We start from the raw sequence: 14,598 nt of genomic DNA on the forward strand, positions 1-14,598 counted from the left end.
TGATTTCACTGTAAGGTTAAGCTGTGTAAAATGGACATCGATTTTCCAGATAGCCCCTGCACCATCCACAACCCGGAAGCCGCAAACCTGCTCACCGATCCCAGAGTGCTGTCTTTCCTCTCCCCTTTCATGGACCGGGCCTGCACCGTCAAAATGGCCCATGAAAGCCTGGGGGTGTCCAGCCACACCATGCTGTACTGGGTGAACAAATTTCTGGCCCTGGGCCTGCTGGAGGTAGGGGGCGTTCAGGAACGCAAAGGCAAACCCATCAAGTGGTACCGTACCCCCGGACGGGGCTTCGTGATTCCCCTCCCGCTGATTCCCAACTCCACCCTGGAGGATTTGCTGCTCAGGCACGATGAACCTTTCAATGCCCAGTTGATTGGCAGCCTGGTGAAAACCAGCATCGACACCCTGCGGCACCTGAACCGCTGGGAAATGCTGGTCTGGAAGGAAGACACCCTGCGCATCGACATGCGTTCTCTGGACCATGAGGGGCCAGGATTCCATGAGCTGCTGCTCACCCCTGAGTCTCCAGCCATGCTTTTTGAACTGGCCCAGCTTCAACTGGACTTCGAGGAGGCAAAGAGCTTTCAGAAAGAGCTGTCCGACCTGCTGCGCAAATACCGCCAGAAAAAAGGCGCAGGGCAGTATCTGGCACGGGTGGCGCTGGCTCCGCTGCAGAAATGAGAACCTGCTGGGCCGCAAAAAATCAGAATGTCCTGCAGGTTCTTTTTGCCAGCATCCATGGTGCGCTAGCCTGCAATCAGGAACCTTCATGACTTCAGAACCTGCTGCCTTCTCCCAGAACAACCACCCAGAGTTTCAGCATCTGCAAAACCTCATGCTGGAAAGAGAACTCCTGTACCGCCTGATCAAAGGCCCACAGGGACACCGCCTGGTACAGATGGCCCAGCAGGGCAGCCAGGGACACGCCATTGCCAGAACCGTGCAGTGGCTGAAAGCGAACTTCCAGGAAGCCATGCGCACTTCAGATCTGGCAGAGCAGGTGGGGATGGGGGTGTCCACCTTCCACCGGCATTTTCTGGAAATCACCGGCATGACCCCGGTGCAATACCAGAAACGCCTGCGCCTGAATGAAGCCAGACGCCTGATGCTGGCAGAACACCTGGACGCAGCCAGCGCAGCTTTTCAGGTCGGGGATGAAAGCCCGTCCCACTTCAGCCGGGAGTACCGCCGGGCCTTCGGTGCTCCGCCTGCCAGCAGCATTCAGCAGCTCAGGGCCAGTGCTTCCTGAGCTGCTGAACGTCAGAATCGGTCAAAACACAGGGGTCAGAAGCGTTTGACCCGCGTGAGCTGGAAGGGGGTTTCCGGTGCCCCTTTCTGGCGTTTGTCCAGTTGCGCCTGGGTCACCACCAGATCATCCCCAACCAGCACCGCAGTGGCAGGGAAACGCAGACCCCTGAGGGGTTCGTTGATCTGCAGGGTGCCCGATTTGAAATCTGCAGCCAGCATGACTTTGCTGACCACACCATCTTTGTTGCGCACCACATAGAGGGTCTGGCCCGTGAGCACCAGGCCGTCTCCGTTGTTCAGGCCGTCCATCACGCGGGTGACCTGCTGGCTTGCCACATCGATGTGCCACAGAATTCCGGTGTTGCTCTGGATGGTCAGCAGTGCACTGCCATCTGGCAAAGCCACAATGCCGTTCAGGTTGGTTCCGGGCTGGTACTCAATCGGGGTGTCTCTCAGGTCCAGCCATTTGCGCACCCGCAGTTCAGGTGTCACCTGAAACAGGGTTGGACGGGAAGAATCCGTCACAATGGCCGATCCGTCTGGAAGCAGCACCAGATCGTTGATGAAAGGCAAGGGGGTTCTGGGGGTCATCAGGGTTTTGAAGGGGGTTCCGTCTCCATTGAGGATGCTGATGCTGCCAGATGCACCTCCGGCCACCCACAGCCGACCTGAAGCGTCCACTTTCATGCCCAGTGCGCTGTTGCGGCCCTGTGCTCCGCCATCACTGAACTTGATGACATTCCCGGTTTTGGCATCAATCTGGTAGATGGTGCCGTTGGCTGCACTCCCGGTGTACAGCACATCTTTGACGGCATCGTAGGCCACCCCTTCTGGGAAATCCTGTGGGCCAGGGAGGGGGTAATTGCGCGTTTCAAAGCTGTCCCGCTCGATCACACCGCAGCGTTCTCTGGCACCAGACTTGCCAGAAGGATCAGACATGTAATCGTCTGGCATGGCATGCACCACCAGAGAGCGTTTGAGGATGCCATTTTCCCCGGTCAGGCTGATTTTGTCGGTGGTGAAGGTGGCACGGCCCGTTCCATCTGCACCCACAACCAGCATGGGGAGGTCACCTCCGTGTCCGTGCATGTTGTCGGTCTGGGGGGAGTCGTGGTTGCCGGTCATGCCCGGATCGAAGTGCCCTCCTGCCCCGCCAAAAGGCACGATGGTGTTGGTGGCTGCGTCCACACCTGGCGTGCAGCGGCCATATTCATGCACGTGCATGCCGTGGTTGCCCGCCGCAAGGCCCGAAACCTGCACCGTCACCTGCACGCCATTTCCAGCCTGGGTGAAAGTGGCTGTGCCTGCAGCCTCTCCATCAGGCATCATCAAAGTTGCAGTGGCGGTCAGGGGGATGCTGGCCGGAACAGCCTGTCCCAGCGCCAGACCCACCATCAGGGGCAGAACGGAAAACATCAGGCGTTTCACTGGACACCTCCGGTGTAACTGATTTGCAGCAGCACGCCGCTCTGGTCATCGGTGACCAGCAGGGAACCATCGGTGTACTGGGCCACACCCGCCAGACGGGCAAATTGCTTCCAGACATCACCATCTTTGAACACAAAGCCGGTCATGAAAGGGGTGATGGAAACAGGGACACCCATGGCATCAAAATGCACGCGGGCCAGTTCGTAACCCGAGGGTTCGTTGCGGTTCCAGGATCCCCGGAAAGCCACAAAAGCGTCGTTTTTGAATTCTGCAGGAAACTGGGTTCCGGTGTAGAAGATCATGTTGATGGCGGCTGCGTGGGCAGTGTAATTGAGGGTGCTGGCCTCGGTGGCCTTGCAGTACTCCTCTTTGGTGATCTTGCCGGGAATGTTGCCCACATTGACGTAAGGGTCAGGAATTCTGTCACCGTAACAGAACGGCCAGCCGTAATTCTTGCCCCGTTCCAGACGGTTCAGTTCTTCGGGAGGGATGTTGTCTCCGTGCCAGTCTGACCCCTGATCGAAGCCCCACAGGATGCCCGTCTGGGGGTGCCAGCCAAAACCAATGGTGTGCCTCAGGCCACGGGCAAACACCTCCCTGGATTTGCCATCCGGGCTGATTTTCACCAGGGTGGCGGATTCCGGGTTGGGCACCGGGGTGTCGTTGTTGGGACTGCCGATGGAAGCATACAGGTACCCATCGCTGCCCCAGTGCAGGGTGCGTGCAGAGTGCTGCCCTCCATCCGGAAAATCTGAAGCAAACACCCTGGGGATGGTTAAAGTCCCATCTGACAGGATGCTGGCCACCCAGATGGTGGTGTCTGCAGCGATGTAGAGTTTGCCGTCTTTCTCGGCAATGCCGTGCGCCTGGCTCAGGTTCTGGGCCACCTGTTTGCGCTCGGTGCTGTCGATCATGCCGTCCCCGTTCTGGTCTTTGAGGAGCAGCACATCGCCAGAAGAACGGCGGGTGAGATAAATGGAGCCGTCTGGCATGACCTGCAGCATGCGGGCGTTGCCCAGTCCGGTGGAGATCACCTTCACCTGAAATCCGGCAGGCACCTGCACTTTTTTCAGCTGGTCGCTGGTGAATTCCAGCGGGGTGGGCTCATTGCGGGTGGCGGTCACGGTGGCCGGTGGCTCTCCGGGGGGAATGGGACGGGGGGTGGGGGGGTCCTGTTGTTGTGCAAAGGCAGCAGAAAGCAGCACCGCCAGGGTGGTCAATGTTTTGTGCATGGGTTTAAATTCCTCCACCCGGTACTTTAAAAGCCTGACAGCTTGCAAACCGCAGGAGAACACACCGTTGTGCACAAAAAGTGCAAAGCCTGAAGGGGCAACTGGAGATCGGGCAGCAGAACTGTTGTGTAGAACACAGGAATCCGAGTGTTGTTCTGTCCGGGTCAGCTCACAACTGAGCATTTGCTTTGCCCGGGTGCTCAGGGCTGAGGTCTGCTTTCGGCCCTGGGCACCTGACCCCCGGCTTTCTGTTGGCCTGTCCAGCTTGCCATCCCTGCTCCCAGCAGAATCAACAGGCCTCCCAGCATCTGGGCCAGCCCCACAGGTTCATGCAGCAGAAAAGTGCCCAGCAGCAACACAAAAACGGGTTCCAGCGTGAGCAGCAGGGCCGTGCTGCCTGACCCCAGTTTTGCAGTGGCAAAAAAGACGGCTGGCAGGGCCAGCACGGTGGGGAACAGCATGATGAGGCCAATCAGGGTCCAGGAGGTGGTGCCTGTGGGAACGTGAAGTTGCTGTGTGACCAGCCCCAGCAGCCCAAGACCACAGGCGGTCCCAAAGGTGCTGATGGCTGTGGCAGGAAGGGCCGGGCTTGCAGCCAGCCAGCGCCCTCCCAGAAACAGGTACAGGGCGTAACAGACGGCAGAAGCCAGCACCAGAAGCCAGCCCTGCACACTGGTGTCCTGTGCGCTGAGGTTTCCAGCCAGCACCGTCACCCCCAGCAGCGCACAACCCACGGCAGCCATTTGCAAGCGGGACGGCTTTAATCCAGCCCAGGCTTGCAACCCCAGCACCAGGGCAGGCGTGAGGTACAGCACCAGTGAGGTGGTCCCTGCAGACAGGTGTCCCAGGGCCAGGAAGTACAGGGTGGTCTGTGCTGTGTAAATCAACCCCAGGACAAAAGCAGGCCAGCGAAACAGGGCTGGAAAATGTGCTGGAAGCAGCGTCTTTCTGGAGATCAACAGCAAAACAAGACTGGCCAGCGCAAACCGCCAGAACAGCAAGGTATTGGGGTTCAGATGGGCTTCCGGGGCCAATTTCCCCACCACCGAGAGGGAAGAAAAAGCCAGTGCTGCTCCAATGGCGCTGAGGATTCCTGTGCGGTCCATCCGTTTTCACTCACTCCTGCAGGGTAGCGAAGGCCCGCACCGGGAAGGTGCCCATCCTCTTGACCTTGACGGGAATGGCACTGAACTGGAATCCAGAGGTGGGAAGCTGTTCCAGACCACGCAGGTGTTCCACAATCAGGATGTCCGCACCCAGCAAGGTGGAGTGTACAGGTCGGGTGCCTCCGCTGGTGTCGTCGATGTTGAGGGAATCAATGCCCACCAGCACGGCCCCCTGCGCTTTGAGGTACAGGGCAGCGTCTTCGGTCAGGAAGGGGTGGCCTTCGAAGTACGGGTCGGTGCCCCAGTGCTGTGCCCATCCGGTGTGCACCAGCACGGCTTTGCCTTTCACATCTGTGGCCTGAAAAGCCCCCTTACTGATGGCCCGTCCGGTGGTTCCCGTGACGCGCACCACCACGGCTGGCAAATCTGCCAGTTCTGAAAGTTCGAGTTCTGAAAGATCCCGGCCATTTTCATAACGGTGAAAAGGGCTGTCCAGGTAGGTTCCGGTGTTGCCCACCATTTCCAGGCGGTCCATCTGGAAAGTGGTGCCCTCGGCATAGAGGGACTTTGCCATTTCCCTGCTGATGAAATCGCAGATGATGGGGGCCGGGAAACCCTTGAGGGTGACCATCCCTTCCACAATGGTGTGGCTCAGGTCGATGTAACGTTTTGAAGTTGCGTGGTCTGACGGGACAGCAGGCGCACTTCTTTTGTGCTGCTCAAAGATGATTTTGCGATTCAGAATGCGCACTTCACGGACCATCAAAAGACGCAGGTCTTTCACAATGAAATCGGCGAGGGCTTCATCTGAAAGGTCTTCTGTGTGCAAATCCAGCCGGAAGTCCTGGCCCTGGATGCCGCCTCCGTTGGAGAAATCCACCTCGAAGTCAAACTGGATGCGCCGCTGTGTGTTCAGGGTCTGCTCGGTCATGTCCCGAGTGTAAAGGGAAACCTCACATGAATCAAACAAGTAAGATTCATGTTTAGAATCTGTTTTATTCATATAATGTCTTCATGCAATTGCACCAGATCCTGGGGTTTCTGAAAATCGTGGAAGTGGGTTCTTTCACACTGGCTGCAGAGCAACTGGAGGTGTCCCAGTCGGCGCTCAGCCATGCCATTGCTGCGCTGGAAAAAGAACTGGGGGTGCTGCTGCTGGAACGGGGAAGGCACGGGGCCAGACCCACCGAAGTGGGAGAAAAACTGCTGCCGCACATGCGGGAGATTGTTGCCCGACTGGAACGCATCCGCAACGAAGCCAGCGACACCACCCAGTTGCTCTCCGGGAGGGTGCGCCTGGGGGCCATCCCCAGTTCCACTGTGGATTTGCTGCCCCGGGCCATGGCGGCTTTTGGTCGGCAGTGCCCCAGCATCGAACTCATTATGCTGGAAGAACCCAGCCAGGGCGAAGGGCGGCTGCTGGAATGGCTGGCCTCTCACACCATTGATGTGGCCCTGATGGAGCTTCCCGTCACCCAGTTTGAAGCTTTTCCTTTGCAAGATGATGAACTTTGCGCTGTGCTCCCTCTGCATTCACCACTGGCCCGACTGCCTGAAGTGCAGATCACCGATCTGGCCCCTCAACCCTTTGTGCTCTCCAGGTACAGCAGCGAACACCTGATCTTGCAGGCGTACCAGCAGGTGGGCCTCTCCCCCAGCATTCGGTTTGAGGTGCAGGACCTGGGAACATTGATCGGTCTGGTGCGGGAAGGGCTGGGCATTTCTCTGGTGCCGCGTCTGGCTTTGCCTGTTGCCCCTGAAGGGATTGCACTGGTGTCTGTGGTTCCCAGAATCCAGCGGCAGATCGGGTTTGTGGTGCGTTCGGTGACGGATGTTTCTCCTGCTGTGAAAGCTTTCATCGAGCGCACCCGCTTGCTGGTGGATCCAGCCTGAATCCAGCTTTTCAGCAGCATTTCTGTGAACCTGCAACTTTGCTCTGATTGAGAACTTTCTCTGCATCCAGCTGCAGCAAAAAGTTTGTTCTTTAAACAAATCAAGTTAAATAAGTTATGGATTTGTAAATCTTTCCAGTAACTTACAAATCAACGTGATAAAACAGCAAGAAACCATTTTTTATAATGAACTCACTTTCAAGCCACAGGCCCCAAGCACTTTCCACCCCGAGGAGGCACCCCATGCACATTTGCACCTACAGCGCCAGCTCCCAGACCACCCTCCAGGCAGTGTGGCAACTCTGGACCAACATCAAACACTGGCCCCGCTGGGACAGCCAGTTGCAATCTGTAGAAATGGACGGGGCCTTCCGCCAGGGCTCCACAGGAACCCTCACCTACCAGGACGGCAGCAAGAAAACCTTCAGCATCATCAAACTGCAGGTGCAAGAAAGCCTGGTGCTCGCCATTGCTTACCCCCACGGCAGCGAACTCCGCATCAAGTGGGATTTGCGGCAAAACGGTTCTGAAATCCTGTTCGATCAGGAAGTCTCCATCTCTGCCACCCCTTTTGCCAAGCTGCTGCTGCGTGGCCACAAAGAGCCCCTGATGAAATCCAGTCACAACCAGATGCAGCGCATGCTGGATTTGCTGGAAGGGGAATTCTCTCCCTTCAAGGATGCTGCAGCACGTGGCACCCCCCGCGCTGCCCTGTAACCTCTGAACCTGTAACCTTCAAAACCCCCAGAATAATTCTGGGGGTTTTTTGGGTCAACAACTGATTTTCTCAGGTGGAGCAACTGTTGACCCAGGGGGATCTGGGCCATCAACAGTGCGCCTTTCCCTTGAAAATTCATAACCAATCGGTTATCATTTAGTCATGGGCACACCCACCGAACAGTTTCACGCCCTCGCAGATCCGACCCGCAGGGGCATCTTTGAACACCTGCTGCGGGATGGCCATCAGACGGTGCGCAGCCTCACCCAGCAGGCCGGGGTGTCTCAGCCTGCCGTGTCCAAACACCTCAAAACCCTCAAAGAAGCCGGTCTGGTCACCGACCACCCCCAGGGCCGGGAAACCCACTACCAGGCCACCCCGGAAGGCCTGGTCCCCATTTTCAACTGGGTGCAGGAGTACGCTGTTTACTGGCAGGGCCGTCTGGATGACCTGGAACGCCTGCTGGACGGGATGGACGAATGACCAGTCCTTTGCCTGCGGCCCAGGCCATCGTGATTGACCGCCACCTCTCCCACACCCCCGAAAAAGTCTGGCGTGCCCTCACCGAAAAAGATTTGCTCTCCCAGTGGCTGATGGCCAACAACTTCAGGGCCGAGGTCGGGCACCAGTTCCAGTTGCGCCGCGCACCCATGCCGCACTGGGATGGGGTGGTGCAATGTGAAGTGCTGGAAGTGGATCCTCCCCACCAGCTTTCCTACCGCTGGAACACCCTGTGGGAAAACCAGCCTGGCCTGAACACCATCGTCACCTGGACCGTGATCCCGGACGGCAACGGCACCCTCCTGCGCATGCAGCAATCCGGCTTCCAGCCCTCCCAGATGCACAACCTCAAAGGGGCAGAATACGGCTGGACGGGCTTCCTGCAAAACCTGCAGGACCTGCTGGAAACCGTGCAGTAAAACCAGCTTCAACAATCAACCTGTTCCTCACTTGCATGAGGCTGCTTGTTCTGGCTTCTCAGGCTCCCTGAGACAGCCCGGACCATCCTGATCTGTTGCAAAATCCCCATAAAATTGGCCGTTCCAAATCCCAAGCCCCCACTCAAAAGGAGAAAAACATGACTGCAATCACCACCATCATTTACCCCGTCAAGAACCTCAGCGAAGCCAAAACCCTCTACGGTGCCCTGCTGGGCGTGGACCCTTACGCAGATGCCCCCTACTATGTCGGGTACAAAGTGGGCAATCAGGACATCGGACTGGATCCCAACGGCCACCAGCACGGCATGACCGGCCCGGTCTGCTATGTGAACGTGTCAGACCTTCAGGCACAACTGAAAGCCTTGCTGGATGCTGGAGCCACCCTGGTGCAGGACGTGCGGGATGTGGGTGGCAAACTGATCGCATCGGTGAGGGACCACGATAGCAACCCCATCGGTCTGATGCAAGCCCTCTGAGTTGCTGACACAAAAATTCCCCGGCAACGCCCCTGAAGGGTATGCTGGGGAACATCCATGCCTGAGCTTTCCCTTCCTTTGCCAGAAATGATCCACCAGGTGCCCTGCCAGATGCGGGCAGTGGCTTTCACTTTCGATGATGGCCCGGACCCCGTCTACACCCCGGAGTTGCTGACCATTTTTGAACAGGCCGGAGGCCACGCCACCTTTTTCATGCTGGGTCAACAGATCGAGCGTTTCCCAGATGTGGCAAGGCAGGTGCATGCAGCAGGCCATGAGCTGGGCAACCACACCCACAGCCATCCTTTCCTCACCCGGCTGTCCAGCGCAGAGCAATTGCAGCAGTTGCAGCAAACCGATGTGCTGCTGCGCGAGGTCACGGGAAACCCCTGCCGCACCTTTCGCCCGCCTTATCTGGATGCCAACGAGGGGGTGTTGCAGGTGGCTGAACAGTGCGGGTACCACAGCATTGGTGCGGTCAACCTGGACACCCGCGACTGGGCTTCACCCGGAGTGGAACATCTGGTGGAAAGCACCTTGCGGGCTGTGCGACCGGGCAGCATCCTGCTGTTCCATGATGGGGGCGGAGACCGTTCCCAGACGGTGGAAGCCGTAAAACAACTGGTGTCCCTGCTGACCGCTCAGGGGTATGCCCTGCTCACGGTGTCCGGGTTGCTACAAATGGCCTGAGGGCTTCGCGTTTGCACCTCAAAAAAAGGCCAGCACCGAAATTTGATGCTGGTCTTTTCATCTGTAAATCAACAAAAACAGAACATGCGGAGTGTGGGAGAGGTAAAGCAGCTTCAGGATTGGACGCCAAAGCGGTAAAGGGTGATGGATTCAAACACCTCTCCAGGCCACAGCACCGTGGAGGGGAAATGCGGCTGGTTGGGGGAATCCGGGAAATGCTGGGTCTCCAGGCACACCCCGGCGTTGCGGCCAAAATTTTGCAAGCAGGGATGGGGGGAATGGTCGGGCAGAAAGTTCCCGGAGTACAGTTGCATGCCAGGCTCGGTGGTGAACACCTCCAGCACCCTTCCTGAAACAGGTTCATGCAGGGTTGCTGCAGGCTTGAATCCTGTGCCACGCAGCACGTAGGTGTGGTCGTACCCTCCTGCCCGTTGCAACTGCACGTCCTCTTCCTCAATTCGCTGGCCCAGACGTCCAGAGGAGCGGAAATCGAAGGGGGTTCCAGCCACATCCTGCAATTCACCGGTGGGAATCAACTGGTCATTGATGGGCAGGTACTGGTCGGCATGCACGGTGATTTCATGGTTCAGCACCTTGTTCCTGGGGTTCCCGCTGAGGTTCCAGTAGGTGTGCTGCGTGAGGTTCAGGTGGGTGGCGCGGGTGGTGGTGGCACTGTAATGGATGCGCAGTTCCCCCTGTTCGTTCAACAGGTACTGCACCTGCACGTCCAGCGCTCCCGGATGGCCTTCGCTGCCATCTGGCAGGGTGAGCGCAAGGTTCAAACCCACATGGTTTGCTCCCTGCAGTTCCTCCACCTGCCACATCTGGTTGTCCAGTCCGGTGTGCCCGCCGTGCAGGCTGTTGCTGCCCTCGTTCTGGCTGACCTGGTGCTGCTGGCCTTCCAGGGTGAATTGCCCACCGTGAATGCGGTTGGCGTACCGTCCAATCAGGGCCCCGAAAAAACAACTGGTGTCGCGGGAAAGGTAGGGGGCAAGTTCCGGGTGTCCCAGCACGATGTTGGCCCTTTGTCCATGGCGGTCCGGGGCGAGGATGGAGGTGATGGTTCCACCGTAATCCAGCACCTGCACTTGCAGACCCTGGAGTCCGGTCAGGGTGTACTGGGTGACTTCCCTCCCGGAGGGCAGGGTGCCCCAGGGGGCGGATTGCAGTGTGAATGGCTGTGAAGTGGTCTGTGTCATGGGTCCTCGGCTGGGAAGGAATACAGGGAGAGGGCGGTTTTTGATGTGGGTCGTCCAGCAGGGACCCCGAAATGACCAGGGTGGGGTCTGCTGCTGGACGGCTCAGGGATTCAGGAGGTGGAGGATTTTCGGGTCAGTCGGCTTTGCAGGATCACCACCAGCAGCAGGAACATCCCGCGGATCACGCTCTGCCAGTACACGGAGAGGCTGATCACGCCTTTGCCGTTCTCGAAGTTGAGCACATTGAAGATCATTCCCAGCAGGAGAACCCCAAAAAAGGTGCCCCACACGGTGCCCACGCCTCCGGTGAGCAGGGTCCCGCCCACCACCACGGCGGCAATGGCGGTCAGTTCCCAGCCCACCCCTTCGGTGGGTTGACCTGCCCCGAACTGGGAGGCCAGAACCACCCCGGCCATGCCGGAAAGTGCGCCGGACAGCACGTAAACCCAGAATTTGGTGCGGTCCACGGGCAGGCCCATGAGTCTTGCAGCGTCTTCGTTGTCCCCAATCGAGAGGGTGTAGCGTCCAAACTGGGTGCTGGAGAGCACGAAAATCCCGATCAGGAAGGCCACGACCATCATCCAGGCAGGGATGGGAAAGCCCAGGAAGTCGCCCTGTCCAATCTGGATGAAGTTTCCGGTGTATTCAGCACTGACCGACTGGTTGCCGGAGACCAGCAGCGCCAGACCTCTGGCCCCCAGCAGGGTCGCCAGGGTCACGATGAAGGGGGCAATGCGGCCCCTGGTGATCAGTCCGGCATTGATGGCCCCAACACCTGCACCGACCAGCACCGGGATCAGGAAACCCAGCAAGGCCCCCTGTCCGCTGACTTTGGCAGCCACCACGCTGGCCAGGGCCACCACGCTGCCCACCGAAAGGTCAATCCCGCCGGTGATGATCACAAAGGTCATGCCCAGCGCAATCAGCCCGAACATGGCGTTGTACCTTAAAAAGCTTTCCAGGTTGTACTCGGTGATGAAGCCCTCGTAACGCAGGCCTCCGAAGACCATCAGGAGCACCAGGGCAATCAGCACCCCTTGCTGGCTGAGCTGTTTCCAGATGCGGCCTGGATCTGTGGTTTTGCTTGGCATGGTGGTCATCTCAGGCCCTCCGGCTGCGTTGCAGGGCCACAGCGCCCACGATGATTCCGGCTTTCACAATCAGGGCCACCGAGTCCGGCACCCCTTTGGCCAGCAGGGTGAAGCGAATCAGCTGGATGATCAGGGCACCGATCAATGTTCCCACGATGGTGGCTTTTCCGCCTTCCAGCAGGGTTCCGCCCACCGCAACTGCAGCAATGGCGTCCAGTTCCATGTTCTGCCCGACCTGGTTGGCGTCGCTGGCAGAGTTGATGGCAATGGTGATCAGGCCCGCGATGCCCGCCAGCAGCCCACTGATGGCGTACACGGCGTATTTGACCCGCTGGGCAGGAATGCCGCTCAGTCGGGCGGCTTTCTCGTTGCCCCCCACGGAGAGGATGCTGCGGCCCAGCACGGTGCGGCGCATCACCCAGGCGGCCAGGGCCACGATCAGCACCATCAGGATCACCTGGAAGGGCAATCCCAGCACTTTGCCCAGACCGATGTATTGAAAGGAGGGGTTGCTGAAGGTCTGCAGGTTGCCGTTGGTGAGCACCTGGGCAATTCCGCGCCCCGCAATGAACAGCACCAGTGTGGCAATGATGGGCTGCAATTCAAATTTGCTGACCAGCAGGCCATTGAAGAGGCCCAGTGCAGCCGCAGCCAGCACAGGCAGCACGAAGGCCAGCAGGATGCCCAACGGATTGTCTTTCAGGCCGTCTGACATGAAGATCATGGGCGCGAGTGCTCCAGCAATGGCCATCAGGGAGCCCACGGAGAGGTCAATGCCACCCGTGGCAATCACCAGGGTCATGCCCACCCCCACAATCACAATGGTCGCCACCTGCGTCAGGTTGATGTTCAGGGTCTGCATCGACAGGAAGTTGGGGGTGAAAATGGCGTTGAACACAAACAGCACCAGCAGGGCCAGCAGGCCCCCGTACTGCTGCAAGAACAGCTTCCAGTCCATTTTGGGTTTGGGGGGGGTGTTTTTGGGTTTCATGGTTTTACTGTCCAGCATGGGCGGCTCCTTCTGTGCCTGCCATGGCGTGCATGATGCGTTTCTCGGAGAGGTTCTTGCCCGAAAGTTCTCCCACGGTTTCCCCGTCCCTGAGCACCATCACCCGCTGGCAACCCTCAGTGAGTTCTTCCAGTTCCGAGGAGATCATCAGCACGGTGAGGCCGTCTTCGGCCAGCTCGCTGATCAGGTTCTGAATTTCGGCTTTGGCCCCCACATCGATGCCACGGGTGGGTTCATCCAGAATCAAGAGGTCGGGGTTCATGCACAGCCATCTCGCCAGCAGCACTTTTTGCTGATTGCCTCCAGACAGTTCCCGGATGGGCTGCTCCGGGGAAGAGCACTTGATGCCCAGACGCTGGATGAATTTGTCGATGATCTTCTGCTGGGCCTGGGGATCAATCACGCCCAGTCTGGAAATGCGGGGAAGCAGTGCCAGTGTGAGGTTTTCCCGCACGCTCAGGTGGGGGATGATGCCCTCTTCTTTGCGGTCTTCAGAACAAAAACCCATGCCCAGACGGATGGCTTCACGGGGGGAACGCAGGCGGATGGGCTGGCGCTTCCAGCTGAGGGCCCCTGCATCGGTGGGATCTGCTCCAAAGAGGGCACGGGCGGTTTCGGTGCGGCCAGAGCCCAGCAAACCCGCCACCCCCAGGATTTCTCCTTTTTTGACGGTGAGGTTCACGCCTTTGAGTTTGTTGCCGCGTTTGAGGTCTTTCACCGTGAGCAGTTCTTCTTGCCCGGTGGTGTTCTTCTTGTGAAAGCCGGTGCGACCCTGGCGTTCCACCTCGCCAATTTCCCGGCCCAGCATCTTGGCCACCAGTTCAAATTTGCTGATGCTGCGGATGGGTCCAGAGTGCACGGTTTTGCCGTCCCGCATCACCGTGATGTGGTCTGAAATGGCGTACAGCTCGTCCAGGTAATGGGAGACAAAAATCACCCCAACGTTTTCCTGTTTCAGTTTGCGGATCACTGCAAAAAGGGTTTCCACTTCCTGTTCATCCAGGGAACTGGTGGGTTCGTCCATCACCACCAGCCTGGCTTTCATGGAAATGGCCCGGGCAATGGAGACCATCTGCTGGGTGGCAATGCTGTAGTCCTGAAGAGGGCGGGTCACGTCAAGCGCAATGCCCATGTCCTGCAAAATCTGACTGGCCTGGCGGTGCATCTCTTTCCAGTCGATCATTCCGAATTTTTTGGGTTCACGGCCCAGCAGAATGTTTTCGCTGACCGAGCGCTTCAACACCAGGTTGACTTCCTGGTAGATGGTGGCGATGCCACCCTGCTGGGATTCCAGGGGGGTTTTAAAATTCACTTCCCGTCCAGCAAAAGCAATGCTTCCGGTGTCCTTGCGGTAGGCTCCAGTGAGGATCTTGAGGAGTGTGGATTTGCCTGCCCCGTTCTGCCCGATCAGGGCGTGCACTTCACCTTCCCGGACCACCAGGGAGCTGTCACGCAGGGCGGGGGTGCCCGCGAAGCTCTTGGTGATGTGTTCCATGGACAGCAGGATTTGAGGGGATGTTGTGGTCATGTCTGGTTCCCTTTCAGTGGGAAGGGGGACC

16 protein-coding genes are annotated in these 14,598 nt (G+C 58.4%); 8 read left to right on the forward strand and 8 right to left on the reverse strand.

The window, feature by feature from the left end:
- The first annotated feature begins 30 nt into the window (after positions 1-30).
- Together IEY52_RS26675 and IEY52_RS26680 are read left to right on the forward strand one after the other, a co-directional pair.
- The gene (locus tag IEY52_RS26675) at positions 31-690 is read left to right on the forward strand and encodes a hypothetical protein (RefSeq protein WP_229684745.1); all 660 of its coding nucleotides are present in this window, start codon (positions 31-33) and stop codon (positions 688-690) included.
- 88 nt (positions 691-778) lie between these two features.
- Positions 779-1,258, forward strand: coding sequence for a helix-turn-helix domain-containing protein (locus tag IEY52_RS26680; protein WP_229684746.1), 480 nt, complete (start codon positions 779-781; stop codon positions 1,256-1,258).
- 35 nt (positions 1,259-1,293) lie between these two features.
- Here IEY52_RS26680 and IEY52_RS11560 read toward each other — a convergent pair whose 3' ends face one another.
- From IEY52_RS11560 to IEY52_RS11575, 4 genes are all read right to left on the reverse strand, one after another.
- Positions 1,294-2,685, reverse strand: a complete 1,392-nt coding sequence (locus IEY52_RS11560) for a superoxide dismutase family protein (RefSeq protein WP_308425013.1) — start codon at positions 2,683-2,685, stop codon at positions 1,294-1,296.
- Positions 2,682-3,917 (reverse strand): PQQ-dependent sugar dehydrogenase, encoded by a 1,236-nt coding sequence (locus tag IEY52_RS11565; protein WP_189002845.1) that lies wholly within the window; start codon positions 3,915-3,917, stop codon positions 2,682-2,684. Before IEY52_RS11565 ends, IEY52_RS11560 begins: the two co-directional genes overlap by 4 nt.
- A gap of 200 nt (positions 3,918-4,117) precedes the next feature.
- Positions 4,118-5,023, reverse strand: a complete 906-nt coding sequence (locus tag IEY52_RS11570; RefSeq protein WP_189002846.1) for a DMT family transporter — start codon at positions 5,021-5,023, stop codon at positions 4,118-4,120.
- Positions 5,024-5,033: 10 nt separating this feature from the next.
- Positions 5,034-5,954 (reverse strand): cyclase family protein, encoded by a 921-nt coding sequence (locus IEY52_RS11575; protein WP_189002847.1) that lies wholly within the window; start codon positions 5,952-5,954, stop codon positions 5,034-5,036.
- Between the two features lie 83 nt (positions 5,955-6,037).
- On the opposite strand from IEY52_RS11575, the gene IEY52_RS11580 reads away from it, so the two are divergent.
- From IEY52_RS11580 to IEY52_RS11605, 6 genes are all read left to right on the forward strand, one after another.
- Positions 6,038-6,916 carry a LysR family transcriptional regulator gene (locus IEY52_RS11580; protein WP_189002848.1) on the forward strand — a complete coding sequence of 293 codons (879 nt, stop codon included), beginning with the start codon at positions 6,038-6,040 and terminating at the stop codon, positions 6,914-6,916.
- A 242-nt stretch (positions 6,917-7,158) separates the two neighbouring features.
- Positions 7,159-7,632, forward strand: coding sequence for an SRPBCC family protein (locus IEY52_RS11585; protein ID WP_189002849.1), 474 nt, complete (start codon positions 7,159-7,161; stop codon positions 7,630-7,632).
- Positions 7,633-7,795: 163 nt separating this feature from the next.
- Positions 7,796-8,116 (forward strand): ArsR/SmtB family transcription factor, encoded by a 321-nt coding sequence (locus IEY52_RS11590; RefSeq protein WP_189002850.1) that lies wholly within the window; start codon positions 7,796-7,798, stop codon positions 8,114-8,116.
- Complete coding sequence (locus IEY52_RS11595) at positions 8,113-8,553, forward strand: SRPBCC family protein (protein WP_189002851.1); 441 nt, start codon at positions 8,113-8,115, stop codon at positions 8,551-8,553. The genes IEY52_RS11590 and IEY52_RS11595 overlap by 4 nt, the downstream gene beginning before the upstream one ends.
- A gap of 158 nt (positions 8,554-8,711) precedes the next feature.
- Entirely contained in the window at positions 8,712-9,050 is a 339-nt protein-coding gene (locus tag IEY52_RS11600) for a VOC family protein (protein WP_189002852.1), read from the forward strand.
- Between the two features lie 57 nt (positions 9,051-9,107).
- The gene (locus IEY52_RS11605; RefSeq protein ID WP_189002853.1) at positions 9,108-9,740 is read left to right on the forward strand and encodes a polysaccharide deacetylase family protein; all 633 of its coding nucleotides are present in this window, start codon (positions 9,108-9,110) and stop codon (positions 9,738-9,740) included.
- A 113-nt stretch (positions 9,741-9,853) separates the two neighbouring features.
- Here IEY52_RS11605 and IEY52_RS11610 read toward each other — a convergent pair whose 3' ends face one another.
- From IEY52_RS11610 to IEY52_RS11625, 4 genes are all read right to left on the reverse strand, one after another.
- Positions 9,854-10,939 (reverse strand): aldose epimerase family protein, encoded by a 1,086-nt coding sequence (locus tag IEY52_RS11610; protein WP_189002854.1) that lies wholly within the window; start codon positions 10,937-10,939, stop codon positions 9,854-9,856.
- A gap of 110 nt (positions 10,940-11,049) precedes the next feature.
- Positions 11,050-12,039, reverse strand: coding sequence for an ABC transporter permease (locus tag IEY52_RS11615; RefSeq protein WP_189002855.1), 990 nt, complete (start codon positions 12,037-12,039; stop codon positions 11,050-11,052).
- A 1-nt stretch (position 12,040) separates the two neighbouring features.
- Entirely contained in the window at positions 12,041-13,039 is a 999-nt protein-coding gene (locus IEY52_RS11620) for an ABC transporter permease (RefSeq protein ID WP_308425014.1), read from the reverse strand.
- Complete coding sequence (locus tag IEY52_RS11625; protein WP_189002856.1) at positions 13,026-14,567, reverse strand: sugar ABC transporter ATP-binding protein; 1,542 nt, start codon at positions 14,565-14,567, stop codon at positions 13,026-13,028. The genes IEY52_RS11620 and IEY52_RS11625 overlap by 14 nt, the downstream gene beginning before the upstream one ends.
- Between the last annotated feature and the right edge of the window lie 31 nt (positions 14,568-14,598).

It is taken from the genome of Deinococcus roseus (genome assembly GCF_014646895.1).
Taxonomy (GTDB): domain Bacteria; phylum Deinococcota; class Deinococci; order Deinococcales; family Deinococcaceae; genus Deinococcus_C; species Deinococcus_C roseus.